This is a genomic window from Paraburkholderia sp. GAS334 (assembly GCF_050436625.1).
Classification (GTDB): Bacteria; Pseudomonadota; Gammaproteobacteria; order Burkholderiales; family Burkholderiaceae; genus Paraburkholderia.
In genome coordinates this window covers 13,469-40,440 of the sequence record NZ_JBNDMO010000033.1, presented here as the reverse complement: position 1 = coordinate 40,440, position 26,972 = coordinate 13,469, and the positions used below count along the sequence as shown (strand labels likewise).

General features: G+C 60.1%; 24 protein-coding genes and 1 pseudogene. 16 read left to right on the top strand and 9 right to left on the bottom strand.

Annotation, left to right across the window (positions count from 1 at the left end; genetic code table 11):
• Positions 1-15 precede the first annotated feature (15 nt).
• A complete protein-coding gene (pruA, locus tag P3T21_RS33115; RefSeq protein WP_429260153.1) occupies positions 16-1,569 on the bottom strand; it encodes an L-glutamate gamma-semialdehyde dehydrogenase in 1,554 nt (517 codons plus the stop codon).
• 292 nt (positions 1,570-1,861) lie between these two features.
• On the opposite strand from pruA, the gene P3T21_RS33110 reads away from it, so the two are divergent.
• The 7 genes from P3T21_RS33110 to P3T21_RS33080 all read left to right on the top strand — a co-directional run bounded on the left by P3T21_RS33110 (position 1,862) and on the right by P3T21_RS33080 (position 9,859).
• Positions 1,862-2,782, top strand: a complete 921-nt coding sequence (locus P3T21_RS33110; RefSeq protein WP_429260152.1) for a LysR substrate-binding domain-containing protein — start codon at positions 1,862-1,864, stop codon at positions 2,780-2,782.
• A 104-nt stretch (positions 2,783-2,886) separates the two neighbouring features.
• Positions 2,887-3,762: an FAS1-like dehydratase domain-containing protein gene (locus P3T21_RS33105; RefSeq protein ID WP_429260151.1), complete on the top strand. Its 876-nt coding sequence runs from the start codon at positions 2,887-2,889 to the stop codon at positions 3,760-3,762.
• Positions 3,763-3,782: 20 nt separating this feature from the next.
• Positions 3,783-4,943 carry an acyl-CoA dehydrogenase family protein gene (locus tag P3T21_RS33100; RefSeq protein ID WP_429260150.1) on the top strand — a complete coding sequence of 387 codons (1,161 nt, stop codon included), beginning with the start codon at positions 3,783-3,785 and terminating at the stop codon, positions 4,941-4,943.
• 10 nt (positions 4,944-4,953) lie between these two features.
• A complete protein-coding gene (locus P3T21_RS33095; RefSeq protein ID WP_429260149.1) occupies positions 4,954-6,132 on the top strand; it encodes a CaiB/BaiF CoA transferase family protein in 1,179 nt (392 codons plus the stop codon).
• 25 nt (positions 6,133-6,157) lie between these two features.
• The gene (locus P3T21_RS33090) at positions 6,158-7,534 is read left to right on the top strand and encodes an MmgE/PrpD family protein (RefSeq protein ID WP_429260148.1); all 1,377 of its coding nucleotides are present in this window, start codon (positions 6,158-6,160) and stop codon (positions 7,532-7,534) included.
• Complete coding sequence (locus P3T21_RS33085) at positions 7,527-8,354, top strand: HpcH/HpaI aldolase/citrate lyase family protein (protein ID WP_266257677.1); 828 nt, start codon at positions 7,527-7,529, stop codon at positions 8,352-8,354. Before P3T21_RS33090 ends, P3T21_RS33085 begins: the two co-directional genes overlap by 8 nt.
• Positions 8,355-8,380: 26 nt before the next feature.
• Positions 8,381-9,859: an aldehyde dehydrogenase gene (locus P3T21_RS33080; protein ID WP_429260147.1), complete on the top strand. Its 1,479-nt coding sequence runs from the start codon at positions 8,381-8,383 to the stop codon at positions 9,857-9,859.
• A gap of 261 nt (positions 9,860-10,120) precedes the next feature.
• Here P3T21_RS33080 and P3T21_RS33075 read toward each other — a convergent pair whose 3' ends face one another.
• The 8 genes and pseudogenes from P3T21_RS33075 to P3T21_RS33040 all read right to left on the bottom strand — a co-directional run.
• Entirely contained in the window at positions 10,121-10,594 is a 474-nt protein-coding gene (locus P3T21_RS33075) for a VOC family protein (RefSeq protein ID WP_429260146.1), read from the bottom strand.
• Positions 10,595-10,674: 80 nt separating this feature from the next.
• The gene (locus tag P3T21_RS33070) at positions 10,675-11,484 is read right to left on the bottom strand and encodes an NAD(P)H-dependent oxidoreductase (protein ID WP_429260145.1); all 810 of its coding nucleotides are present in this window, start codon (positions 11,482-11,484) and stop codon (positions 10,675-10,677) included.
• 393 nt (positions 11,485-11,877) lie between these two features.
• Positions 11,878-12,603, bottom strand: a complete 726-nt coding sequence (locus P3T21_RS33065) for an ABC transporter ATP-binding protein (RefSeq protein ID WP_429260144.1) — start codon at positions 12,601-12,603, stop codon at positions 11,878-11,880.
• A complete protein-coding gene (locus tag P3T21_RS33060; RefSeq protein ID WP_429260143.1) occupies positions 12,596-13,447 on the bottom strand; it encodes an ABC transporter ATP-binding protein in 852 nt (283 codons plus the stop codon). The genes P3T21_RS33065 and P3T21_RS33060 overlap by 8 nt, the downstream gene beginning before the upstream one ends.
• Positions 13,444-14,730 carry a high-affinity branched-chain amino acid ABC transporter permease LivM gene (livM, locus tag P3T21_RS33055; protein ID WP_429260142.1) on the bottom strand — a complete coding sequence of 429 codons (1,287 nt, stop codon included), beginning with the start codon at positions 14,728-14,730 and terminating at the stop codon, positions 13,444-13,446. The genes P3T21_RS33060 and livM overlap by 4 nt, the downstream gene beginning before the upstream one ends.
• Positions 14,730-15,647, bottom strand: coding sequence for a branched-chain amino acid ABC transporter permease (locus P3T21_RS33050; protein WP_429260141.1), 918 nt, complete (start codon positions 15,645-15,647; stop codon positions 14,730-14,732). Before P3T21_RS33050 ends, livM begins: the two co-directional genes overlap by 1 nt.
• Positions 15,648-15,733: 86 nt before the next feature.
• Positions 15,734-16,927 (bottom strand): branched-chain amino acid ABC transporter substrate-binding protein, encoded by a 1,194-nt coding sequence (locus P3T21_RS33045; protein WP_429260140.1) that lies wholly within the window; start codon positions 16,925-16,927, stop codon positions 15,734-15,736.
• 1,021 nt (positions 16,928-17,948) lie between these two features.
• Positions 17,949-18,365, bottom strand: a pseudogene (locus tag P3T21_RS33040) (malate:quinone oxidoreductase); the annotation flags it as partial.
• Positions 18,366-18,721: 356 nt separating this feature from the next.
• On the opposite strand from P3T21_RS33040, the gene P3T21_RS33035 reads away from it, so the two are divergent.
• The 9 genes from P3T21_RS33035 (at position 18,722) to mdcH (ending at position 26,967) form a co-directional block, all read left to right on the top strand.
• The gene (locus tag P3T21_RS33035) at positions 18,722-19,483 is read left to right on the top strand and encodes a sensor histidine kinase (protein ID WP_429260139.1); all 762 of its coding nucleotides are present in this window, start codon (positions 18,722-18,724) and stop codon (positions 19,481-19,483) included.
• 609 nt (positions 19,484-20,092) lie between these two features.
• Complete coding sequence (mdcA, locus tag P3T21_RS33030; RefSeq protein ID WP_429260138.1) at positions 20,093-21,748, top strand: malonate decarboxylase subunit alpha; 1,656 nt, start codon at positions 20,093-20,095, stop codon at positions 21,746-21,748.
• Positions 21,748-22,650 (top strand): triphosphoribosyl-dephospho-CoA synthase, encoded by a 903-nt coding sequence (locus P3T21_RS33025; RefSeq protein ID WP_429260137.1) that lies wholly within the window; start codon positions 21,748-21,750, stop codon positions 22,648-22,650. Before mdcA ends, P3T21_RS33025 begins: the two co-directional genes overlap by 1 nt.
• Before the next feature lie 8 nt (positions 22,651-22,658).
• Complete coding sequence (locus tag P3T21_RS33020) at positions 22,659-22,967, top strand: malonate decarboxylase subunit delta (RefSeq protein WP_429260136.1); 309 nt, start codon at positions 22,659-22,661, stop codon at positions 22,965-22,967.
• 5 nt (positions 22,968-22,972) lie between these two features.
• Positions 22,973-23,824: a biotin-independent malonate decarboxylase subunit beta gene (locus P3T21_RS33015; protein WP_429260135.1), complete on the top strand. Its 852-nt coding sequence runs from the start codon at positions 22,973-22,975 to the stop codon at positions 23,822-23,824.
• Entirely contained in the window at positions 23,821-24,648 is an 828-nt protein-coding gene (gene mdcE, locus P3T21_RS33010) for a biotin-independent malonate decarboxylase subunit gamma (RefSeq protein ID WP_429260134.1), read from the top strand. Before P3T21_RS33015 ends, mdcE begins: the two co-directional genes overlap by 4 nt.
• Before the next feature lie 89 nt (positions 24,649-24,737).
• Entirely contained in the window at positions 24,738-25,133 is a 396-nt protein-coding gene (gene madL / locus P3T21_RS33005; protein WP_429260133.1) for a malonate transporter subunit MadL, read from the top strand.
• A 14-nt stretch (positions 25,134-25,147) separates the two neighbouring features.
• Positions 25,148-25,915 carry a malonate transporter subunit MadM gene (gene madM / locus P3T21_RS33000; RefSeq protein WP_429260132.1) on the top strand — a complete coding sequence of 256 codons (768 nt, stop codon included), beginning with the start codon at positions 25,148-25,150 and terminating at the stop codon, positions 25,913-25,915.
• Between the two features lie 122 nt (positions 25,916-26,037).
• Positions 26,038-26,967, top strand: a complete 930-nt coding sequence (gene mdcH / locus P3T21_RS32995) for a malonate decarboxylase subunit epsilon (protein WP_429260131.1) — start codon at positions 26,038-26,040, stop codon at positions 26,965-26,967.
• The last annotated feature ends 5 nt before the right edge of the window (positions 26,968-26,972 follow it).

Sequence of the window (26,972 nt, the reverse complement as noted above, 5' to 3'; positions counted from 1 at the left end):
CCGGAACACGCACGCTTACAGGCGTTCAGCCACTGCCTTCATTTGCAGGAACTGCAACAGGTAGTCAGGACCGCCCGTCTTGGTATCGGTACCCGTCAGGTTGAAGCCGCCAAACGGCTGCACGCCAACCAGCGCGCCCGTACACTTGCGGTTGAAGTACAGATTGCCGACGTGGAAATCACGGCGTGCCCGTTCGATGCGGCTGCGGTCGTTCGAGAAGAGCGCGCCGGTCAGCCCGTAGACCGTGTCATTGACCACAGCCAGACCTTCGTCGAAATCCTTGACGCGGATCGCGGCGACGAACGGTCCGAATACTTCCTCTTGTGCAATGCGCGCGCGAGGCGACACGTCGCCAAAGATGGTCGGCTCAATCAGATAGCCCGCTGCATTTTCCACGGCCTTGCCACCCGTCAGAAGCTTGCCCTCGGTGTGACCGATGTCGATATACGACAGCACCTTCTTGTATTGAAGTTCATTGCATACCGGACCGAAACTCGGATTGTCCTTCGCTTCACTGACAACCAGTTCCTTCGTCTTCGCAACGACCTTCTCGAGCAATGCGTCGTAGACCGAATCCACCACGATCAGACGCGAGCAGGCCGAACACTTTTGGCCGGAATAGCCGAACGCTGCCTGGATCACTGCAGTCGCTGCGTCATCGAGATTGGCCGTTTCATCGACAAGGATCGCGTCCTTGCCACCCAACTCGAGGAAAACCCGCTTGAACCACTTCTGGCCTTCGGCAAGCTTTGCAGCGGACTCGTTGATCTGGGCACCGGTTGCGAGCGAGCCCGTGAAGTTGATGAAACGCGTCTTCGGATGGGCGACCAGATACGAACCGATTTCGCGTCCGGTACCCGGCAGATAATTCACCACGCCGGGCGGCAGACCTGCTTCGGCGAAGATGTCGAAGATCTTGGCCAGTGACACCACCGTATCTTCCGCAGGCTTGCAAACAACCGTATTACCCACCACGATCGCGCCGACCGTCATGCCGGTCATCAACGCCATCGGGAAATTCCACGGCGAAATCGTCACACCCACGCCCAGCGGGATGTAGAAGCTCTCGTTCTCCTCACCCGAATAATCAATCAGCGAACCGAGGCCGCCGACGTGCTTGATCGCCTGACGTGCGTAGTACTCGGTGAAGTCGATCATTTCCGCGACTTCGGCACTTGCTTCGACATAGTTCTTGCCAATTTCATAAACCAGCCACGCCTCGAGCTCGCGCTTACGCCTGCGCATGATTGCCGCGGCCTTCAACATGACGCGCGATCGATCTTCCTGGCTCCAACGCTTCCACGATTCGAAGGCCGCCCAGGCTGCTTCCAGCGCAGCGTCCGCGTGCCGCGTCGTCGCCTTGGCGGTATAGCCCACGACCTCGTCCGGATTCGACGGATTCGTCGAGACGAGTGTCGCTTCGGTCTGCACGCGCTCGCCATTGATCACCAGCGGATAGGTCTGGCCAAACTCGGCACGCACCTTTTTCAGCGCCTGCTGCATGTCTGCTTTGGCACTTTCGGTGTCGAACAAATCGAACGGCTCGTTCTCGAACGGCGCAATCAACATCGCTTTCTCCAGATTGAATGGTTTGGGCTGCTCTGCCGCTCTGACGAACGCGGCACGCTACCGTGAACCGATTGTCCAGCGCGAAATTGTTCCGGTCTTGATCTAGTCGCCTTTAATTTTGCGGAGTTTTGCACAATTATAAAAATACGGACCATGCGAATCATCTCCAATAGCGCTCCACTATAGATATTTGAGAAAAATATGATCGAAAACATCGTAAATACTGATTTGCGGATTTCTGCTCTTTGCTACACTTGATCCACGGGGCATCTCTTCGTTCGGAGCACGTATCATGGCCATGCATTTCGATCTGGTTGATCTTCGTCTCATCACATGTATTGCTGAGACGGATAGCTTGACGCGGGGTGCCGAGCGATTTCATATGTCTGTGCCCGCAGCAAGCACCCGGATCAAAAATCTGGAAGAAAGCATGGGAGCCAAACTGCTGTATCGGACCAGCCAGGGGGTTACCCTCACGCCACCGGGTCAGGCGTTCCTTCACCACGCCCGGCTCGTCCTGTCGCAGCTCGAGCAGTTGCGTGGCGACATGCAGGAGTACGCGCGCGGCATCAAAGGTCATGTGCGGATCTTTGCGAACACCACCGCTACGACTGAATTCCTACCTAACGACCTGCGTGACTTTCTCGCCGACCATCCCGACGTGAACGTCGAGCTTCGCGAAAGGTTGAGCCATGACGTGGTGCGTGCGGTCAGTGAAGGCACTGCGGACGTCGGAATAGTGGCCGGCAATGTCAGGCCCGAATCCCTGCAAGTCCTGCCGTACCGCTCAGACCGGCTCATATTGGCGGTCTCGAATTCGCACCCCCTCGCCGGAAAGACGTCCATTCCATTTGAAGAGGCAAGCGGGTTTGACTTCGTCGGAATGCCCGAAGCTAGCGCGATTCATACCTTTCTGAACCGCGTAGCAAGCGACATGCACAAGAAGCTTCAGGTGCGAATTGAAGTGGGTAACTTCGAAGCGCTGTGCCGAATGATCGAGGCTAACGTCGGGATCGGCGTGTTGCCTTGCTCGTCAGCGGTACGCTACGTGAAAACCATGAACATCCGGCTCGTTGAAATCGAGGACGACTGGGCGACGCGAAATCTGCTGATCTGCGTGCGCAACCTCGATCTGTTGCCGTCTTTCGCGCGGGAACTGGTCGACCTCCTCACGCAGAAGTGCAAAACCGATCATGAGCGCCAGCCGGCCTGAACGTCAGCAGTTAGTCTGCGTTTAAAGCCCTCTTCTCCACACACAAATTGTAGTCAGCAGGCCGGTGCGTCAATCTAGCGTGAACGACGCTACCCGACGACCCAATGACTGCTGAACTTAACTACCTGCGCTCCTGGATCGGCCGTACACAGGCCGAACGCGAATTCGTCTCCCCACGTCTCGCGCAACAACTCGCTGCGACGCTGGACTATGAGGACGTCCCGCGTGCCGGCTCTCCGTTGCCTCCGCTGTGGCACTGGGCGCTGTTTCCTCACATTGTTTCGCAGTCACAGGTCGGCGCGGACGGACATCCGACACGCGGTGGTTTCCTGCCGCCGGTGCCACTGCCCAGACGCATGTGGGCGGGCAGCCGCGTCCAGTTCGAGCGTCCACTCGTGGTTGACAGCGAAGTCACAAGGACGTCGCAAATTCTTGACGTAGCCGCCAAAGAAGGACGCACCGGAAAGCTCGTTTTTGTACGTCTGCGTCACGAACTGGAAGACCTCGAAGGTCCGCTGATTTCTGAGGAACAGGACGTTGTGTACCGCGAGTCCGCGACGACGGCGTACATCGCGGCAACCGGCCCGACCGCGCCGGCAGAGTTCACCTGGAAACGGGAGATCGTGCCCGACCCGGTGCTGCTCTTTCGCTACTCCGCAGATACCTTCAACGGCCACCGCATTCACTATGACCGCACCTACGCCCATGAGCAGGAAGGCTATCCGGCGCTGGTCGTTCACGGGCCACTGACTGCGACGTTGCTGATCGATCTCGTCCGGCGCAGCCTTCCCGGCGAATCGATCGCTTCTTTCTCATTCAAAGCGGTCAACCCGCTATTTGACTGCGCCCCCTTTTTTATCTACGCAGCCCGTGCCCCCGGATCGACCAAAGTGAAGCTCTGGGCAGCCAATTCCGATGGCATGTTGTGCGTCGATGCCGAGGCGACGCTAACGGCACCCGCGTATGTTTTTCAAAAATAAACTCTGAGGAGTAGAGACAAGTGCTGGCTAACGTTGACCCCTATCAGGACATTCGCGAAGCGGTTCGCGATTTGTGTTCCAACTTTCCCGCCGAGTATTTCCGCAAAATCGACGAGGAACGAGCCTACCCCGAGGCGTTTGTGCAAGCCCTAACCGACGCCGGTTGGCTGGCAGCCCTTATTCCGCAGGAATATGGCGGCTCGGGGCTCGGACTGACCGAAGCTTCGGTGATCATGGAAGAGATCAACCGCAGCGGTGGAAATTCCGGCGCGTGTCACGGACAGATGTACAACATGGGGACACTCCTTAGGCACGGCTCGGCAGAGCAAAAGGCCCGGTACCTTCCGGAAATCGCCAGCGGAAAGTTGCGGCTTCAGTCGATGGGCGTGACCGAGCCGACGACCGGCAGCGACACCACGAAGCTCAAGACAACCGCGGTTCGCAAAGGCGACAGATACGTCGTCAACGGTCAGAAGGTGTGGATCTCCCGGATCCAGCATTCCGATCTCATGATCCTGCTCGCGCGGACCACTCCGATCGATCAGGTCGCCAAGAAATCCGAAGGCATGTCGATATTTCTGGTCGACCTGCATCAGGCAATCGGCAAAGGCATGACCGTTCGCCCCATCCCGAACATGGTGAATCACGAGACTAACGAACTTTTTTTCGACAACCTCGAGATCCCCGTCGAAAACCTGATCGGTGAGGAAGGCAAAGGCTTCAAATACATCCTTGATGGCCTGAATGCCGAGCGGACACTGATTGCCGCTGAATGTATCGGCGACGGGTACTGGTTCCTCGACAAGGTTTGTAAGTACGTCAAGGAACGCGTCGTCTTCGGCCGCCCGATAGGACAGAACCAGGGCGTGCAGTTTCCGATCGCTCGCGCGCACGTCAACGTCGAAGCGGCGAGCTTGATGCGCTATAAGGCCTGCGAGCTCTTCGACGCCAAACTACCGGCCGGCGCGCAAGCCAACATGGCCAAGCTGCTTGCCGCGGACGCTTCGTGGGAAGCCGCGAACGCTTGCCTGCAGTTCCACGGTGGCTTCGGGTTTGCGAACGAATACGACGTCGAACGCAAATTCCGCGAGACACGGCTCTATCAGGTCGCGCCGATCTCGACCAATCTCATTCTTTCGTATGTAGCCGAGCATCTGCTCGGACTGCCGCGCTCTTTCTGAGGAGACGGACATGAAACCGCTGGACGGCGTGAAGGTCGTCACCCTCGAACACGCGATTGCAGCACCATTTTGCACCCGTCAACTTGCGGATCTTGGCGCACGCGTGATCAAGATCGAACGCCCAGGCGTCGGCGACTTCGCGCGCGCCTACGATGAGCGCGTGCACGGCATGGCCTCGCACTTTGTATGGTGCAACCGCTCGAAGGAGAGCCTCACGCTGGACGTCAAGGCCCCGCAGGCGCAGGATATTCTCGAGCGCCTGCTTGAGGACACCGACGTGCTGGTGCAGAACCTGGCACCCGGCGCCGCGGCGCGACTGGGGTTGTCGTATGAGGCGTTGCGTGACAGGTATCCCCGCCTGATTGTCTGCAACATCTCCGGTTACGGATCCGATGGTCCCTATCGGGACAAGAAGGCATACGACCTGCTGATCCAGAGCGAGTCCGGGTTCCTGTCGATTACCGGCGGTCCGGACTCACCGGCCAAAGCCGGCTGTTCCATTGCTGACATCGCTGCAGGGATGTACGCCTACACGAACATTCTCTCCGCGCTTCTGCAACAATCAAGGACCGGCTTGGGACGGGAAATCGACGTCTCGATGCTTGAGAGCATGGTGGAGTGGATGACGTATCCCCTTTACTACGCGTTCGATGGCGCATCGCCGCCACCTCGCGCAGGAGCCGCTCACGCGACCATCTACCCCTACGGCCCCTTCCCCGCCGGCGATGCAAAGACAGTCATGCTGGGATTGCAGAACGAACGTGAATGGGGTGTCTTCTGCTCACAGGTTCTGCTGGAACCCGAGCTCGCCATCGATCCTCGTTTCAGTTCCAACTCGAAGCGGGTAGCAGCACGCGAGGAACTGCGCGAAATCATTGTCGCCGCATTCAGCAAACTGACTTCGGAAGAAGTCATCAGTCGGCTGGATAGCGCGCAGATCGCCAACGCGCGAATGAATGATATGCCCGACGTGTGGTCGCATCCGCAGCTTAAGGAACGCAATCGTTGGGTGAACATCGACTCACCTGCCGGTTCCATTCCCGCCCTGCTGCCGCCAGGCATCAGTACAGCATCCGATGTTCGACTGGACGCCGTGCCCGCGCTAGGCCAGCACACCGAAGCCCTTTTGAATGAACTGGGCTTTTCGACCCATGCCATCCGCGAGCTTCGTGAAGCGGCCGTGATCTAACTCCCCCAGTTAAGGTAAGCCTGTTATGAGCAACACCCAGATTCTTGCTTCGTTTGCGGCCAATCTCAAGTTTGAACAGATCCCCAAGGACGTGGTGGCACGCACGGAAGACCTCTTCCTTGACTGGTTCGGATCAGCACTGGCTGGCCGCGAAGCGCGCCCCGTCGAGACGATCCAGAAGCACGCATTCGATTTCGGGCCGCAGTCCGGTCCCTGCGAAGTACTGATCTCCCGCCGAACGACCAGCCCGCTCTTCGCGGCGATGATCAACGCCGCAGCATCACACTTCGCTGAACAGGACGACCTTCACAACAGTTCGGTCCTGCATCCGGCAACCGTCGTCTTCCCCGCAGCGTGGGCCGCCGCGCAAGCGCTTGGCAAAAGCGGCAAAGAGTTCGTCGCAGCGTCTGTCGCAGGCTATGAAGTGGGCATCCGTGTTGGTGAATTCCTCGGCCGGTCGCACTACAAGATTTTTCATACCACCGGTACGGTCGGGACGATCGCAGCCGCCGCAGCGGTCGGTAATCTTCTGCGATTGAGCGACGAACAGATGGTGAGCGCGTTTGGCTCCGCCGGCACCCAGGCAGCCGGACTCTGGGAATTTTTGAAAGACGCTGCAGACTCCAAGCAGTTGCATACGGCCAAGGCTGCGGCGAACGGTCTTCTCGCCGCCTACCTGGCGGCCGACGGCTTCACCGGCGCGAAGGACATCTTCGAGGGTGCGAAAGGCATGGGGGCCGGCATGTCCACGCAAACGCATCCGGACAAACTCGCCGAAGCGCTCGGCAAGCGATGGGCGCTAATCGAAACGTCTTTCAAGTATCACGCTTCCTGCCGGCACACTCATCCCGCGGCCGATGCTCTGCTGCAGGTCATCGAGCGAGAGCAAATCGCATCGGACGACATCGAGACAGTGGTGACTCATGTTCACCAGGCCGCCATTGATGTCCTCGGACCGGTAACCGACCCTAAGACTGTTCATCAGGCGAAGTTCTCCATGGGCACCGTGCTCGCTCTGGTCGCGGAATTCGGCCATGCGGGCGTACGTGAGTTCGACGGCCATTACAAGGAAAGCAGGATCGCGCACTTCTGCAAGAAAGTCTCGATGGTGCTCGACCCTGAAGTCGATACGGCCTATCCGTCACGTTGGATTGGGAAGGTCATCGTTCAGACGAAGGATAGCCGCACCTTCGAGGGCCGCGTGGATGATCCCAAGGGCGATCCGGGCAACACGCTCACGCGCGCTGAACTCGAGCACAAAACGATGACGCTGGGTTTGTATGGCAATGCGGCCACCGAAGACGAACTCAAGCGCTCAATCACATCGGTATGGACGATTACCGATGCAACCGTCGTACCCAAACTGCTCCCCGAATCGAAACTGGAGGCCCAACATGGCTGACCTTGCACCCCGCTCCTATCTCTTCGTTCCCGGCAACCGACCGGACAGGTTCGCCAAGGCGGCTGCGTCGGGTGTCGATGTGGTCGTTATCGATCTGGAAGATGCAGTGCCTCCTACTGAGAAGAAGATCGCGCGGGCGGCCCTCGCCGAGTGGCTTTCGACGAACAGTACGCCGGTGGCAGTGCGGGTAAATGATGTGAACAGCGAGTGGTTTCGCGACGACATCGCCGTATGTCGTGCGCCATCCGTCGCCGCCGTCATGCTGCCCAAGACGGAACGCATCGACGATATCTTCCTGTGCGAGTTCGCGGGCAAGCCGACCGACATCCTGCCGATGATCGAGACCGCTCAGGGTTTTCGGAATGTGGTCGCTATCGCCCAACACCGGCTGACCACCCGACTCGTATTCGGCAATGTGGATTTCCAGCTCGACCTCGGTATTGACGGCGACGATGAGCAGCTTCTGTACTTCCGCTCACAGATCGTCTTCGCCTCTCGCATCGGCAACCTGCTGCCGCCGGTGGACGGAGTCAGCACCACACTCGACGATCCCGAGCAGATCACGCGCGACACGATCCGTGCAAAGCGGCTCGGCTTCGGCGCCAAGCTCTGTATTCATCCGAGGCAAGTCGCTGCGGTCAATGCTGCATTCGTCCCTAGCGAGAAAGATGTCGAATGGGCGCACCGGGTTGTCGAAGGCGCAGCTGCATCCCACGGCGCGGCCGTCGCTGTGGACGGTCGCATGGTAGACAGGCCGGTCATTCTGAAGGCGCAGGAAATCCTGGCTGAGTCCCAGCGACGTCTGCCCGTTGGCGCCTGATTCAATATCAATTGGAGACGAGAGTCATGCAACGATTTGAGATGTATATCAACGGCGAATCTTGCCAGCCCACTTCGGGCGAATGGTTCGATACGGAAAATCCGTTCACGGGAGAAAGCTGGGCGCAGATTGCAAAAGGCAACGGGACCGACGTCGATCGAGCTGTGCAGGCGGCGCATGCCGCATTCAGCACAGGGCCATGGTCACAGATGTCTCCGAGCCAGCGAGGCCTGCTGCTTCATCGGGTCGGCGACCTGATCGCACGAGACGCAAAGCGGCTTGCCGAACTCGAAGTTCGGGACAACGGCAAGCTCATGGCGGAAATGCTCGGCCAGTGCCAGTATTTGCCCCAGTGGTATTACTATTTTGGCGGTCTGGCGGACAAGATTCAGGGCGCCGTCATTCCGCTCGACAAGAAGGGATACTTCAACTTCACGCGCAATGAACCGTTGGGCGTCGTCGCCGCGATCACGCCGTGGAATTCGCCCCTGCTACTGGCAACATGGAAGATCGCGCCCGCGTTGGCCGCAGGTTGCACGGTTGTGATCAAACCGTCCGAATTCACTTCGGTGTCCACGATCGAGTTTGCGAAACTCTTCACCGAAGCCGGCTTTCCGCCGGGCGTAGTGAACGTCGTGACCGGATTCGGTGCGGACGTCGGCTCGCCATTGGTGGAACACCCCCTGGTCAAGAAGATCACGTTCACCGGCGCAGATTCCACAGGCCGGGCGATCAACGAGGCGGCAGCACGTCAATTCAAACACGTTAGTCTCGAACTCGGCGGCAAGTCACCCAACATCGTGTTCGAGGATGCCGATCTGGAAGACGCAGTGAATGGCGCGGTTTCCGGCATCTTCGCCGCGACCGGACAGACCTGTATTGCCGGCTCGCGGCTGTTGTTGCAAGAAAGCATCTACGACACGTTCGTCGACAAACTCCTGACGCTGGCACGCACCGCAAAAATGGGGGATCCATCGAGCATGGATACACAGGTCGGGCCGGTAACGACGCGTCCTCAATACCAGAAAGTCCTGTCTTACATTGAAACCGCGAAGCAGGAAGGCGCGACGTTGCTGCTCGGTGGAAAGCCCGGTAGTGCCCCCGAATGCGGTAAAGGCTGGTTCGTCGAGCCGACCATTTTCGGCGACGTGAACAACAGGATGCGGATCGCCCAGGAAGAGGTCTTTGGTCCCATCCTGTCGATCATCAAGTTCAAAGACGAAGACGAGGCGGTTGCACTGGCCAATGATGTGCGCTTCGGTCTGGGCTCAGGTGTCTGGACGAAGGATATTGGCCGGTCCATTCGTGTCGCTGAAAAGCTACAGGCCGGCATGGTCTGGGTGAACAGCTATCGCGCGGTGAGCTACATGTCGCCGTTCGGCGGCTACAAGGATTCGGGACTCGGCCGCGAGAACGGTATCGACGCGATCCGCGAGTATCTGCAAACGAAAAGCGTCTGGATCAATACTGGGGTCAAGACTGCAAACCCGTTCGTCATGAGATAAAAATGACGATGCCCCGCAGCGTACCGCGGGGCAGTTCTGAGTTCGGTCAGGGTTAGGGCGACTGGGATAACGAAAGGATCACGCGCTGCCTTGCGCAACGCTTCAGGTTCACGGCCTTGCCTCGGCCGCCGACTTGCTTCCGGGGGATCACCTCGATGGTGAATCTCAGGAACTGCCCGCCGGGCAATGATCGCCCGGCGCTGTTAGAACTGTCTTGTCGGGTGCGAAGAAGAATTCTGGGAAGTTCTTTGCAAGTGTGTATCAGGACTTGATGCCTTGAGCTGCCTTGGTACTCGGTGCCCGAACCTCCAACGTGACTCCAGCACCTTCGTCGACCGTCTTGAAGTACGTGAAGCCGCTTCGATCATCGAGACGCCCGCGTGCCAAGACATCCAGTCCGGCGCTCGCTGCCTGTTCCTCCGCCTTGTCACAGCTCTCGACAGAGAAACCGAGATGAAAAACACCCTCGCCGCGTGACTCCAGGAAACGTCGTTGCGGCGTGTCTCCGTCTCCTGGCTGGCAAAGCTGCAGTTGGGCGTTGTCGATGTTCGCGAACTTATAACGCATCTTCAGAAAGGCTGGACGATCATAGCCGTCCAGTTCGTACGCACCCATCGCCGGAAAATCTGTCCACGGACCGACTCCGATCGACTCGTAATACTTCACGGCCTTCTCAATGTCACGAACCACGATGCAGACGTGGTGCAGCTTCTGAAACATGGGCAGCTTTTCCATCGTGTGTTTCACTCCTGGTCAGTTTCGACGCTGGGCCACAGAAGCTTTCGAAATCAGCTGCGGCCCGACGCCACACCGGATCATCCCGCGTTCGCAATCTTCTTCGGCGTGTACGTTTCTGCCGCATCATCATGCAACTGGCCGACGGCCGGGTTCCATTGGAAGCCGGAACGGGCCACCACACCTGGCTTCAGACGTTGGTCAGGACCAAAGTCCGCAAAGGGATGGAAGAACAAGGGCTCCGTGCTCTCGAGCGTGCGCAACCGCGCTGCGTAGGAGTCGAGGTACGCTTGCCGCTCCGCGGGGCTCACGCGGCCAGGCATCCACGACACATGCGGCGGCAGCACATCGAAGCCAAGGTAATTGAAGATCCCGTTGTGGATCGGCCATAGAATGTGATTGATATCACCGTCGACACCGTCCGGTTCGTAAAGGCTCGCGGCCGTTCCCGTCGTGGTCGAGACCATCGCCTTGCGGCCCCTGAACATACCGGTCTCGTATTTTCGCCCGGTCGCATAGGCGAATCCGCGGGTCATCACGCGATCCACCCAGCCCTTCAGAATCGCCGGCATCCCGAACCACCACATCGGATACTGGAAGATGATCAGATCGGACCAGAGCACCTTCTGCTGCTCGGCGTAGACGTCAGGCGTCGGTTTCGTGGACGTCCCGAACATATGTTCCTGTTCCGCCGAGAGGTCAAGGAAGTCAGGGTTGAGACGCTCACCCACGAAGTCTTCGCCGCCGAGCTCGGGCCGCCACTTCAGTTGATACAGGTCGGTTACCTGAACCTCGTGCCCCTGCGCTTTCAGAGTCGAGACAGCCGTATCTTTCAGCGCACCATTGAACGACTTGGGTTCGGGGTGAGCGAAAACGATGAGCACTTTCATGCGAAAACTCCACAAAAAACCAGTTCATTGAGCGTGCGGGCCGGTGCCCTGCACTTGAATTCGTTCCGTATATGCCGCCATCGTCCCGTGCAGTCCCAGTAGGCAGGCTCATGGATCGGCCCTCATTCTGGAACGCAATCCCATAGCGACGATCGATTCGGTTTACAGCATTCTGGATCTTTGCGAAATTCCGGTCTTGAGAGGGCTCGGCTAATTTTCGCGGAATTCTGCACATTTCTTAAGGATAGACGCCCCTACGTAGGCCGGAGAACCCCTTTCCGCAATGGCGCTCAACTCACTACAGGGCACCATCACTCTGCGGAGAACTGCCGCAATTCGCCTGCCTCGAACCTCGAAAGGGGGGCGAGCACCCCGCGCCCTTCAGATCACCGCTCAGGCGGCATCCAGTTGGGCGGTGTCGCCCTCCAGATACGCCGCCCGCACAGCAGGGTTGGCCAGCAACTCAGCGCCGCTCCCGCCGAGGGCGATCTGTCCGTGCTGGAGCACGTACCCTCGATGCGCGACGCGCAAAGCATGATGAGCGTTCTGTTCGACAAGCAGAATCGTCATCCCGAGCTGCTCGTTCAACTCCTTGATGACCGAAAAAATCTTCTTGATGAAGATCGGCGCGAGACCGAGCGACGGCTCATCGAGCAGGAGCAATCTCGGCCGCGACATCAATGCGCGTCCTATCGCGAGCATCTGTTGCTCCCCTCCTGACAGCGTGCCGGCACGCTGCGAGGCTCTGCTCCTCAGGATCGGGAACATCTCATACATCCGCTCGAGAGCATCCGCGGTCCGGCGGTTACCCGACGTATCACCCATCAGAAGATTTTCGAGCACGGTCATCCGCTGAAAGATACGGCGCCCTTCGGGCACAACCGCAATATCGAGTTTGCCGATCGCATGCGATGGCAGTTTCGAAATATTCTGTCCGTCGAATTCGACCGTGCCGCCACTGGCCCGTGGATAGCCGAAAATGGTATTCATCAGTGTCGACTTGCCTGCGCCGTTCGCGCCGATCAACGTGACGATCTCACCGGTCTTCACACTCAGACTGACCCCGCGTAGTGCCTGGACGCTGCCATAGTGGGCACTGAGTTCGGCAATCTTAAGCATGAGCTGATTTCTCCTGCGATGCTTCATCGTGTGACGACGTCTCGTCGTCCTCGCCGAGGTATGCGCTGATCACCTCAGGATTCACCTTGATGTCAGCAGGCAAGCCTTCTGCAATTTTCTTCCCGTGATTGAGCACGACAATATGGTCTGAAACCTTCATGACGACGCTCATATCGTGCTCAATCAACAATATGCCGATGCCCTGCTCCCTCGCAAGCGAGGTCAACAACGCGGTGAGTTCCGCCGACTCGCGCGGATTAAGGCCGGCAGCCGGCTCATCCAGACACAGCAGAATGGGGTCCGCGCACATCGCGCGCGCGATCTCGACGCGACGCTGCACCCCATATGGCATGTCGCCGGCAGGTTTGTTGGCTATATCTCGAACGCCTAATCGCTCAAGCCACGTTAAGGCGTTTTCTATCGCCTTGTCGTTCGCGCGTCGAAACGACCTCGCATTAAGTGCGCCAGCAATCGAGAACCTGGACGCGTCCTGCAACACATTGTGCTGGGCAATCATCAGGTTCTCGAGCACGGTCATCCGCGGGAACAACCGTATGTTCTGGAACGTTCTGACGACCTGGCCAATCCGTGCGACGTCGACATTCTTCATCGCATCCAGCCGAAGCTTCCGATGACGGGGATGCCCCAACGTGATGGCGCCTTTGGTCGGCTTGTAGAAGCCCGTCAGGCAGTTAAAAAATGTCGTCTTTCCGGCCCCGTTCGGCCCGATCACCGACGTCACCTCTCCTGCGCGCGCCGTCATGGACAGGTCTTCGATCGCGCGAAGCCCGCCAAACTGCATTGTGAGATTCTCAACGCTGAGCAGCGAAGTGGATGCGTTCATGGCTTTGCCTCCACGCCGGGCGCGCTGACAGTCGCACGGCGATGGCTGATCAGCCCGCCGGGTCGCACGACCATGATAAACACCATTGCAATACCGAAAAGCAGCATTCTGTACTCGGAGAAATCACGCCCTAACTCGGGCAAAATCACCAGCAAGGCTGCCGCAAGGACGACGCCGAGCTGGCTTCCCATACCGCCGAGCACCACGATCGCGAGAATCGTGGCCGACTCCGAAAATGTGAAGCTCTCTGGCGAAATGAACCCCTGCCGTGCGGCGAAGAACACGCCGGCGAATCCTGCCAGCATTGCACCAGTCGCAAAGGCGGACAGTTTCACATTGGTTACGTTGATGCCCATTGCTTTGCAGGCGATCTCGTCTTCGCGCACCGCTTCCCACGCGCGCCCAACGGGCAGCCGTCTGAGCCGCGAGACGAGCAGGTTCGTCAGCAGCGCAAGTGCGAGGATCAGGTAGTACAGAAAGACGACTCGCTGGCCGGGAGAGTAATCAAGGCCGAACACAGTCGCGAAGGTCGGACCGTCGCCAGATGCCTGCATGGGGAGCCCGAAGAAGGTCGGCTTCGGAATGGACGAGACGCCGTTGGGTCCGCCTGTCACGTCGCCCCAATTCACGAGTATCAACCGTATGATTTCCCCGAATCCGAGCGTGACGATGGCCAGATAATCGCCTCTGAGCCGGAGAGTCGGGTAACCAAGCAACATGCCGAATGCCGCAGCGAGGCCGCCGGCGATCGGCAAACACTGCCAGAAACCAAAGCCGAAATGCGTCGATAACAGGCCGTATGTGTACGCGCCCACCGCATAGAACGCAACATAACCGAGGTCCAGCAGCCCCGCCAGACCGACGACGACATTCAGGCCCCAGCCAAGCATGACGTAAATCAGTACGGTCGTCGCTGTATCGACGACGTAGCGGTTTCCGGCGAACAACGCAGGCAACAACACGGCGAACGCCACGCATCCGGCGCCGGCCCAGACAAGCGAGCCATTACCCGCAACTTGAGGAGCGGGTCTGGCGCGCGACCGACGCTTTGAAAAAAGACTAAAACGCTGCAGCAAAAGCTGCATGACGAGGCGCCCGGCAAATGCGATCGCGATGAAAGCCGCCAGCAGCGCCCATCGCGTCTGAACCTCGAGACCATTGCTGCCATCTCGCGTTGTCAAACCCAGCATAGGCAAGCCGACGAGGCCGGCGACCAGCGCCGCGCCAAGTGCATCCTTGACGCGAAAATGTAGATTCGTTTCTTGCATGACTGTCGAACTCATCACACCTTCTCCACTTCGGGTCGGCCGAGAAGCCCGGATGGACGAAACATCAAGACCACAATCAGGATGACGAACGTGGCCACATCCTTGTATTCGGGCGAGAGGTAGGCAGCCCAGAATGCTTCGATCAAACCGATGATCACACCGCCCAGCATTGCCCCGGGAATCGAGCCGATGCCGCCGAGCACGGCTGCGGTAAACGCCTTGATACCCGCCTCGAATCCGATCGAGAAGTCGATCACACCGTAGTAGAGCGTCACCATGACGCCTGCGACGGCCGCCAGTGCGGCGCCAATCATGAACGTCAGGGCGATGATCCGATCGACGTTGTAGCCGAGGAACTGCATCATCCGCTGATCCTGCTCGCAGGCTCGCTGCTGTCTGCCGAAAGGTGTTTTATTGATGAACAACGTGAAGGCGCACATCAACAGGATCGTTACTGCAACGATGAGAATTTGCACGTACGAAACGTATGGCCCGTGAAATTGCTCACCGGAGAAAAGGTTCACGCCTCCCGTCACGAGCGGCTGAATAGACTTGACTCGCGCGCCTTGAGTAAGCTGAACCATGTTCTGAAGGAAGATGGAAATCCCGATTGACGAGATCAGTGGCGCGAGTCGATTGGATCCGCGAAGCGGCCGATATCCGACACGTTCGACGGTCCAGCCGAATACGGACGTCAGTGCGATCGATACGATCAGCGTAGTTGCGATGCTCGCCACCACAGACGAGACCCCGCTGCCAGCAACCAGCGTGAAGCAGGTCACGGCGATGAACGCGCTCACCATGTAAATATCGCCATGAGCGAAATTGATCATGCCGATAATGCCGTAGACCATCGTGTAGCCGATCGCGATCAGGCCGTAGACGGCGCCCAAGGTCAGCCCATTAATTAGTTGTTGCAGTGCCTGGCTCATGTCCTCTCCGGTGAATCTGCTGCAGAGGCGGCGCAGTAGAACGACGCACCGCCTCTTTCCTTGCTACATAGACTGGACAGGACGCGTCACTTCACATAGTCGTAGTTGTTGCCCTTCCACCGGTAGACCACATAGCCCGGGCTCTTCAGATCGCCTTTCGCGTCGAAGTCCACCTGGCCGACTACCGTGCTGAACGATGCGTTGTGAAGCTGCTTCACGATCGCCGCATAGTCCGTGGAGTTGGCTTTCTTCGCAGCCTCTGCAAAAACCTGCATGGCGGCGTACGAGTACAGCATGTAGCCCTCCGGCTCGATCTTCTGCGCGCGAAACGCCGCCACCACCTTTGCAGCTGCCGCCCTCTTACGCGGGTCGGGCGGGAAGGTAAACAGAACCTTGTTGATCTCCGGTCCAGCCGCGGTAACCAGTTCATTGTTCGTCAGCGTGTCGCCGCCGAGGACCGTCAGATCCAGCCCGGCCTGCGCCGCCTGGCGAAGGATCAGCGCCACTTCCTGGTAGTAGCCGCCGTATGCAAGGATCTGAATGCCGTTCGCCTTCAGCTTGCTGATCAGGCCGGAGTAGTCTTTCTCACCGGCCGTGATCGACTGGCGCAGCGCCACGGGTGTCTGCTTCGTCGCCAGATCTTTTGCAATCTCGTCCGCCAGACCGCCGCCATACGCCGTCTTGTCGTCAATGACGGCGATTTTCTTGCCCTTAAAGTTCGCGGCGATATAGTCCGCCGCGACCTGTCCCTGCTGGTCGTCCCTGCCCGTGATACGGAAAATTCCCTTAATGCCGCGCTCCGTAATTTTGGGGTTGGTCGACACAGTCACCTGCGGAATCTGCGCGTCGTTGTAGACATCTGACGCGGGCAACGTGGAACTGGAGCACCAATGGCCATCGACGAATACCACCTTCTTGTTGACGAAACTGTTGGCGACGGAAACCGCCTGCTTGGGATCGCAAACGTCATCACCGACGACCAGGTCGAGTTGCTGTCCGAGCAAACCGCCTGACGCGTTGATGTCCTTCACTGCCTGTTCTGCGCCCTTGCGAAACTGATCGCCCCCCGACGCGTACTCCCCCGTCATCGGACCCGCCACTCCCACCACAACGCTTGCGTCCGCTGTGGCCGAGCATGCCAGAGCCATCCCGCCCATGCTGAGCGCTGCACCCAATTTAACCAATCGTTTCCGGCCGTTCATAACCATCTCCAAGAGCAGGCTTCGATGCAGGAACGAACAGGTCTCAGCTATCGTTCCTGGGTATTGCCTCGTGTTCAATCGCGAGGTAGATCGAAGGTTGCCGACACCAAAAACAGGCTGGAATTTGATTCTGCGAAAGCAGGGATTAGGTGCAGCTTAATGATGCGTAACGCCGAGATTAGCTTGCGGAGAATCGCACAATTTAGCCACCCGGTCCTCCATGCAACCGCGTAAACGACTATGCTCCCCGCCTTATGGCCTCGTTGAACGCTTGCGGGATTTGACGCACGTCACATTCGGAAAGATGCGGCGGCTCCCGCCGCCGACATGCACGAGTTGGTAATACCATCGCCGGTGCCGATTTCAGTGTCTATCTCTGGCATGTCGGCTCAACCACTGGTTTTCGCCACGAAGGAATCCTTGACGTCGGGCTTCAGCACTACATATGCGCGCCTCCACGGTTGATCGTCTATCAGGCGCCATTTGTGGCCGATGCCGATATTGTCCTCTGCGAGCAGGACATCGCCGGGCGCACCACGAATGTCTCGCCGTCAGGGGTAGTGAATTCAAGCGTTCCCGACAGCGTAATCACGTATTGCGACTCCGGGGCAGCGTGCCAATCGTACGAGGAGTGCGCCGGCGTTTCCTTAAAATGGATGGCGACCACATCATCACGATCCTTTAGGTCTATCGTGCCTCCAAGCACATGCGACGCATTGTCGGGCCCAGTGTATAGCCTGAACGCTCGTACTCCAGCACCCATCGAGGTGCTTGCTCCCGCGCTCGCAGCGACGGCCTCACGAGCCCCCGCAATGCTTGCACCCACAGTCACGGCGACAGCCCCAACGCCCAAGGCGCGAAGCAGATCGCGTCTGCCGTTAGGTAGGTTCGTTGAGCTCGTCTTCGTTATCCGTTTCACGATGTTCCTCTGCCCGTGATATTCGTGATGAAACACTACGGGGATGCCGCGGTTCGCGCGCCATTCCCTTCGTGTGCCTTGGTTTCAACATAGATCGCGACATACCTGTCCCGATCAGTTCATCTATCGCAATAGCCTGCTCCCTTACTGCAACAGGACCCTTGACAGCGCCCATCGCGCTTACGGCGCCATGTCAGCCGCAGCCTTGGCGGGCGTGGGCGTGCTCGTTGCCGAATTCGAACGCGGCGCGACCGAGAGATCGATCTGCGGCGGCGGCGTCAGTTGCAGCACGCCGCTGGTATAGGTCCATTCCTGATAGACCTTGGCCGGGCTGACGTTGAGTCTGGTCCCGTAGCTTGGAACGATCTGGCGGATCTTTTCCTGCCAGGCCGACGTAGCGACCTTGTCCTTGAACACCTTCTCGAGCAGGCTGGGCATGATCGGCGCAGCGGTCGAGGCGCCTGGCGACGCGCCCAGCAGGCCGGCAATACTCCCATCCTGCGAGCTCACGATTTCAGTTCCGAGCTTGAGGACGCCGCCCTTCGCACCGTCGCGCTTGATGATCTGGACACGCTGGCCGGCTTGCCGACGGCGCCAAACTCCATGAGGGGCGCCTCGATACCGGCCGCCCCAATAACCGCTGTTATAGATGCCGCCGAGATCGCCCTGCACTGACCGACACATCCTGCGGTGCAACAGGGAAAACCCCTAAGTGACGAGGTCCTACCCTCTTGAACAGTCCAGTCACGGTCTTAGCTATCAGATCAAAAGAACATTACCTTTGAGATAACGAACCCGCCTCGAACGTGATTGAATCGATACCCTTCGCTCCATAGACTCGCCTCATGTCCCGAGGGTGAGCAAACATGTCCAGCCAAAGTCCGTCTCCATCTCGCTGGGCCGCTCGTCGCGAGCAAAAGGATCACCGCCTCGCGCCCGACGATCGCGTAGGCTTGCTGACCGATGTGACTGTCCGCAAGCATGTAGTGGCCAAGCTGCGAGGCCATCAGAACCAGTTCGAACTGAAGGCCGACGAGCGCAAACACACCGAACTCGAACTGCTGGAGTCGAGCGAACAGCTGCGTCAGTTGTCCGCGCATATGGAGGCGGTGCGCGAGGAGGAAAGAAAGCACATCGCGATGGAAGTTCACGATGAACTCGGTCAAATGCTGACAGCATTGAAAATGAACGTATCCTTGCTCGAGATGCAGCTTGCCAATGATTCGGCTGCAATGCACAAGGTCGACGAGATGCGGGCGCTGGTTGAGAAGACGATCCAGATCGTACGTAATGTGACCAGCCATCTGCGACCGGTCGCCCTGAATTTTGGTCTCGCGTCAGCGCTCGAATGGCTCGTCGATGATTTCAGGCGTCACGCCCGGATTTCCTGTCACCTCCACATTCAGGGTGCAGAACCGCGCTTTTCGGACGCGCGTGCGACGGCAATTTTTCGTATCGCGCAGGAGTCGTTGACCAACGTCGCCCGCCATGCTGGCGCGTCGCGGGTGAAAATGACGATATCCAGAACTGGAAGTGGTGTGAAACTGAGGATCATTGATGACGGCCGGGGCTTCGATACGGGTGAGGCCGGTGCTGGATATTCGTATGGCCTGCAAGGCATGGTCGAACGTGCCAGGTTGATTGACGCAAAACTGCACATCGAAAGTGCTCAGTACACAGGCACTGTGATCTCGATCGACGTGGCTGAAGATTGACTGAACAGCGATCAGGATCTTGTCTGCGGACCGCGGCGATCGAATGTGAAGTCCTAAAGCTGCCGCATTCCTGACTGACCTGGTGGTAATTCCCATAACACACGCATTGGTCGACAACTCTTTCGACACGATTGTCGATCCGGACACGAGCTTTGACGCACGTGCCTACCGCCGTCGAGTTCGACCTTCGCGGCCGGATAACTGCGTCAGTGATCAGTGAAAGTCCTGCGCGGCGCTCAGCGGCAGGCGGCAAGCCTGTGTTTAAAGAACCGCTTCGCTGTAGCCTTGTCGCAGCGTTTCTGAAGCGGAACGTCGAACCGCACGCCACAGCAGACAAGGTTCGCGGCATAGCGTGACGAACGCTTCATCGAGACGCCGCGTGGCGTCGGGCATTCGACGCCCAGCCCAAATACGCTGAAACGATGCGCTCTCACGTTGAACGGGAAAACCCCTAAGTGACGAGGTCAAGCCCTCGCACCCGGTCCTTTAGCGGTTTTAGCGCTCCGCCCGAAGGATCATTACCCTTGGGATAACGGACTCGCCCCGAACGTGATTGAACCGATACCCCTCGCTCCATAGACTCATCTCATGTCCAGAGCGAGAGCACACATGTCCAGTCAGAGTCCGTCCCATTGGGCCACGCGGCGTGCGGAAAAACATCGCCGCCTCGCGCGCGTCGCATCGATCGCGGATGGCGTGGTATTGCCCACCGGGCGCATCGTCGACGTCCTTCAAAACCTGATCGCGCCGGGCGACCGGGTTGTCGTCGAGGGCAACAACCAGAAACAGGCCGATTTTCTGTCGCGCGCGCTCGCCAGGGTCGATCCGGGCATCGTCAACGACCTGCACCTGATCATCCCGAGCGTGAGCCGCGCCGAACATCTGGATCTTTTCGAGCGCGGCATTGCCAGAAAGCTCGACTTCGCCTACGCCGGTACGCAAAGCCTGCGCATCTCGCAGTTCCTTCAGGACGGCATTCTCGAAATCGGCGCGATCCATACCTACATCGAACTGTACGCGCGGCTCTACGTTGATCTGACACCCAACGTCGTACTCGTGGCCGGCTACAAGGCCGATCGACAGGGCAATCTCTACACCGGCCCGAGCACCGAAGATACGCCCGCGCTCGTCGAAGCCGCCGCGTTTCGTGACGGCATCGTGATCGCGCAGGTCAATGAAATCGTCGACGACCCGAAGGACCTGCCGCGTGTGGATATCCCCGGTTCGTGGATCGACTACGTCGTCCAATCCGACAAGCCGTTTTTCATCGAGCCACTTTTCACGCGCGATCCGCGTCTCATCACGCCTATCCACGTGCTGATGGCAATGATGGCGATTCGCGGTATCTACGAGCGGCATCAGGTGCAGTCACTCAATCACGGCATCGGTTTCAACACAGCGGCAATCGAACTGATCCTTCCGACCTACGGCGAAAAGCTCGGCCTGAAGGGCAAGATCTGCAAACACTGGACCTTGAACCCACATCCGACCTTGATTCCGGCAATCGAAACGGGCTGGGTTGAGAGTGTGCACTGCTTTGGCGGCGAACTGGGCATGGAAGCTTATGTCGCGGAACGCCCGGACATCTTCTTCACGGGCCGGGACGGGTCGATGCGTTCCAATCGTGCCCTGTGCCAGCTCGCGGGGCAATACGCAGTCGACATGTTCATCGGCTCAACCCTGCAGATGGATGGTCTCGGCAACTCTTCGACGGTGACGCACGGTCGGCTAACCGGCTTCGGCGGCGCACCAAACATGGGACACGATCCGCACGGCCGCCGCCACGCGTCCCCCGCCTGGCTCGATCTGCTGCAAACCGACAGCCCGCTCGAACGTGGCCGCAAGCTGGTGGTCCAGATGGTCGAGACGTTCCAGGCGGGTGGGCAGCCGACCATCGTCGAATCAATCGACGCGGTCGAAGTAGGCCGCGAGGCGGGCATGCCACTCGCGCCGGTCATGATCTATGGCGACGACGTCACCCATGTGCTGACGGAAGAAGGCATCGCCTACCTCTATAAGGCCCGCTCCATTGAACACCGCAAGGAGATGATCGCCGCCGTCGCCGGTGTCACGCCGGTTGGCCTGACGAGCAGCGCAGACAGGCTCGCTGCGCTGCGTCGCGATGGCTTTGTCGCGCTGCCAGAGGATCTCGGCATTCACCGCAACGAAGCCAATCGCTCGCTGCTGGCCGCAAAGAGCATGGCGGATCTCGTCGACTGGTCCGATGGGCTGTACGCCCCACCCGCTCGCTTCAGGAGCTGGTGATGCGCGACAGTTTTGCAAAGGCTCCCGCGACGGTCCCGCAGTTGCAAACCGCCGAGTGGGGCCGGCTCGCCGAACGTCTAGGTGGGCACGTGGCCGCGGCACTCATCGAGGAAGTCACGCTCGCGCCGAAGCCCGGTCTCGTCGATATTCGCAGCCGCGGCGCGCACGACGACCTCGACTGGCACCTGATGTGCGCGTCGGCCCATGCGTTGGAGCCGACCTTTGTGGAACTGGCACACGCGGCCATCGAAACCCGGCCGATGCTGGCGCTTCGCGAGCGCATCGGCGCTATCGGACGCAACGGCGAAGTCCGGATGCTGCACGCGACGGGCGGCGTCAACACCCATCGCGGCGCGATCTGGGCGCTCGGGCTGCTCGTGACCGCTGCAGCGCGCGAGCCGACGGATCTCACGCCGCATGGCGTTACCTCGCTTGCCGGATCGATCGCGCGTCTGCCCGACCGCCACGCGCCCACACTGACCGGTCACAAGGGCGAGCAGGCGTGTCTCGACTACGACGTCGGCGGCGCACGTGGTCAGGCACAGGCAGGCTTTCCGCACGTGGTTGAGGTTGCCTTGCCGGAACTCGCGAGTTCGCGCCTTCGAGGCGACAGTGAAACGGCGGCCCGGCTGAACGCGTTGCTCGCCGTTATGGCGAGTCTCGACGACACCTGTGTGCTCGCACGAGGCGGACGCAGCGCCCTCGCCGAGACGCAAGGCGGAGCACGACGCGTACTGGAGCACGGCGGAGCCGCCATGCTTGCGGGCCGGCGTCACTTGAAGGCACTGGACCGGCGGCTCGTCGACCTTCATGTGTCACCCGGCGGTGCGGCCGATCTGCTCGCCGCCGCACTCTTTCTCGACAGGCTCCAAAACGAAGGCCCTCACACGACGAAGGCATAGGAAAGCAAATGGAAACCATCGTCCTTGATTTCCCGGCGGGCGCCCCCGCCCGAGGCCGCGCACTTGCAGGCGTCGTCGCGTCCGGGGACCTCGAAGTACTGCTCGAAACGAACGACGGGAACCGCACTGTCGTGAACATCACCACTTCGGTGGATGGCATGAGCCGCGTCTGGGAAGCCGTACTCGAACGCATCTTCAGTGACGGCTCGTTGCCGGCCGCAAAGCTCGAAATCAACGATTTCGGCGCGACGCCAGGCGTTGTGCGCATGCGCGTCGGGCAGGTGTTCGAAGCACTGACTCAAACCGGTGGAGCGTGAAGAACATGGATGCACAGGAACTGCTCTCGCGTGAAAGCTTCATTGAACTCAATGCGCGCAGCCGCGCGAAGAAGCTGCTCGACGAAGGTACCTTCAGCGAATTGCTTGATCCATTCGAGCGCGTGAGCTCGCCGTGGCTTGCGCGTCAGGGCATCGTGACCCAGGCCGACGACGGCACCGTAGTCGCCAGGGGAGCCATCGACGGACTGCCCGCCGTCGTGCTAGGCATCGATGGCGGCTTCCAGGGTGGCAGCATGGGCGAAGTGTCGGCGGCGAAGATCGCCGGCAGCCTGGAACTCGCTGCGGAGGATAACCGCAACGGCATCCCGACGCGCGCCGTCATTCTCTTCGAAACCGGCGGTGTCCGGTTGCAGGAGGCGAACCTCGGGCTCGCGGCGATCGCGGAGATCCACGCGGCCATCGTCGATTTGCGGCGCTACCAGCCCGTAATAGGGATCACGGCGGGCCCGATCGGCTGCTATGGCGGCATGTCGATCGCAGCCGGCCTGTGCAGCTATCTGATCGCGACCCGCGAGGCGCGCCTCGGTCTTAACGGACCGGCCGTCATCGAGCAGGAAGCGGGGATCGCGGAATTCGACTCACGCGACCGTCCGATGATCTGGAGCTTCACGGGTGGCGAACAACGGTATCGCACGGGTCTGATCGATGTGTACGTCGACGACGACGCCGATGCGATCCGGACCGCTGTGATCGAACGCTTCCGCGCGGGGCGTCCCGAAGCGTGCCGCAGCGAACGTGTCGCGGGCTTTCTGCAACGGCTTTCCGAAATCGATCCGAGCGAGCAGAGCAGCCCGGAAAATGTGATCGCCATCTACGGCAAGGGGTTCCAGTCATGAACACAGCCGAGTTTTCGAAGCGCGGCGCCGTCTGGCTGGATGCGCTTACTTGCAGCACGCCGTTGCAGCCGGACTACCGGCCTTCGGTGCGTGTCGCCGACGCACGGCTGGGTGACCATCCGGCGCGCTTTATTGCCGTGGTGCCGGACCCCGACAATCCCTTTCCGCGGGCGCGCAGCGGCGAGATCGGTCTCGTCGAGGCGTGGGAGGTCGCCCGGGCGGTGCGCGACGTTGTCGATGCCGATGCTCAACAGGACGACAAGCGCCGCGAGAAGCGCGCAATTGTCGCGGTCATTGACGTCGCAAGCCAGGCGTATGGCCGACGAGAGGAAGCCTATGGCATCCATCAGGCCCTGGCCGGCGCCGCCGATGCCTACGCGAGCGCGCGCCTCGCCGGCCATCCGGTGATCGGTCTGATCGTGGGGCGTGCGATGTCGGGTGCATTTCTCGCGCACGGCTATCAGGCGAACCGCCTGGTAGCGCTTGCGGATTCGCAGGTCATGGTTCACGCGATGGGCAAGGAATCCGCCGCGCGGGTCACGCTGCGCTCGGTTGCCGATCTCGAAGCATTCACGGCCCGCGTGCCGCCGATGGCCTATGACATCGACAGCTACGCGTCGCTCGGGTTGCTGTGGAAACTGCTCAGTGTGAGCAACGCCGATGCACCGACGGGCGCCGATCAATCCATCGTAGAACAGACGCTGCAAGCCGCGCTCGACGACATCCGCGCCGACCCGTCGCGTGGCCTGGGCGGTCGGCTCGGCAGCGTACACCGCGCGGCCTCGGTGAAAGTGCGTCAGAAGCTGCGCGAACAATGGCGCTGAACGCGCAGCGATACCAGTGTTGATGCCCCCCGCGGCGCAAACAAATCCGGCCGACTTCGAGCCGATAAAGCTACTACAGGAGACGCAACATGATCATCTATGGAACTGCACTGCTTGCGTTCTGCCATCTGGCGGGACTCTTTCTCGGCGACCTGCTCGGGGTCGCGATCGGCGTGAAGACGAATGTCGGCGGGGTCGGCATCGCCATGCTGCTGCTGATTTTCCTGCGTCTCTATCTGCACAAGAAGGGGCTGCTGCCGAAGGAAACTGAAGCGGGCGTGGGCTTCTGGGGTGCGATGTATATCCCCGTGGTGGTCGCCATGGCCGCCAACCAGAACGTCGTTGCCGCGCTCAAGGGCGGTCCAGTCGCGCTCCTTTCGGCATTGGGAGCCGCAGCCCTCTGCGCATGCTGCATCGCCGTTCTTTCCCGCACCGGTCACGACAGCACGTCGTTCGTGAACGCTCCGCAACTCGAAGAAATCTGAAGCAGGAGTGCGTCATGTTGCATATGCTCGATAAAGTATTGATCCAGAACGGCCTCGTTACCTCGTTTGCGCTGGTCGGCCTGATCATGTGGGTGTCGTCGCTGATTTCGCGCAAGCTGACGTTCGGGCGCGTGCACGGCTCGGCCGTCGCTATCGTGATCGGCCTCGCGCTGGCCTATGTTGGCGGTGTATTCACCGGAGGACAAAAAGGTCTCGCCGACCTACCGCTCTTCACCGGCGTCGGCCTGATGGGCGGTGCGATGCTGCGGGATTTCGCCATCGTCGCGACAGCGTTCGAGGTGCAGGCCACCGAGGCGCGCAAGGCCGGGCTCATCGGCGTAGTGTCGCTGCTGCTCGGAACCGTGTTGCCGTTCATCGTCGGCGCGAGCATCGCTCACGCATTCGGCTATACCGACGCGGTCAGTATGACCACCATCGGTGCGGGAGCGGTCACCTACATCGTGGGGCCGGTGACGGGAGCAGCGATCGGTGCCAGTTCCGACGTGATGGCGCTCAGCATCGCCGCAGGGCTGATCAAGGCGATCATCGTGATGATCGGTACGCCGCTCGCAGCCGGCTTCATGGGACTGAAGACGCCGCGCTCCGCGATGATTTTTGGCGGACTGGCGGGCACTGTCAGCGGCGTGAGCGCAGGGCTCGCCGCGACCGACCGGCGCCTCGTCCCCTACGGCGCGCTGGTTGCAACGTTTCACACGGGCGTCGGCTGCCTGCTCGGACCGTCAGTACTGTTCTTCGCGACGAAAGCGCTGATGGGCACCTGAAATGCGAAGCCCTGCATGTGCGGCGTGAAGGAGAATCGCTTGTCCATCCCCGAAACCATCGACGGTCTGCTCCAGCCGCACTATCCCCTGCTGGTAGCGGACCCGCGGGCCGCCGGCGCATCGTGAGCGTGCTATTCACTTTCCCTGGCCAGGGCGCGCAGCGCAGCGGCATGCTGCACGCGTTGCCGGATCACGCCGAGGTCGCTCGCGCACTGGAAGAAGCCAGTGACGCGCTGGGCTACGACGCCCTGTCGCTTGACGACACGAACTCGCTGCGCTCCACCGTCGCGGTCCAACTTTGTCTGCTGATCGCGGGCGTCGCCCAGGCGCGGGCCATCAGCGCCTTCGGCCATAAACCCGACATGGTCACGGGCCTTTCGATTGGCGCCTATCCAGCCGCAGTGATCGCCGGCGCTCTGCGCTACGCCGACGCCGTCAGGCTCGTCGCGTTGCGCGGCCAGTTGATGGAACGAGCCTTCCCGCACGGCTACGGCATGACCGCGATCGTCGGCATGACGCAGCGCGCGCTCGAACGATTGATCGCGGAAGTGAACAGCCCGGCCATGCCGGTCTTTCTGGCAAACATCAACGCCCAGACGCAGATGGTGGTCGCGGGCAGCGATGCCGCCATGCAACGCCTTGCAACACTTGCGGGGGAGCACGGGGCGCAACGCTATGAGCGTCTCGACGTGGCGGTCCCTTCGCATTGCGCCTTGCTCGACGCGTCCGCGACTGCGCTCGCCGATGCCTTCGGCCAGGTCTCCGTGCGCGCGCCTCCCCTTGTGTATCTGAGCAGCAGCATTGCACGCCCACTTTTCGACGGCCCGCGCATCGCGGCCGATCTTGCCGGCAATATGGCGCGGCAGGTGCGCTGGGACGATACAGTGAGGCTCGCATGGGAACGAGGCGCGCGCCTCGCGATCGAGATGCCGCCATCCAGCGTGCTGACCCGGCTGAGCAGCGCGATTTTCACGGAGGGGATCGCGGTATGCAGCGCGACCTCACTTCCGGACCTTGGCACGCTCATTGAGCGGGAACAGGCGCGCCAGTAATGGCC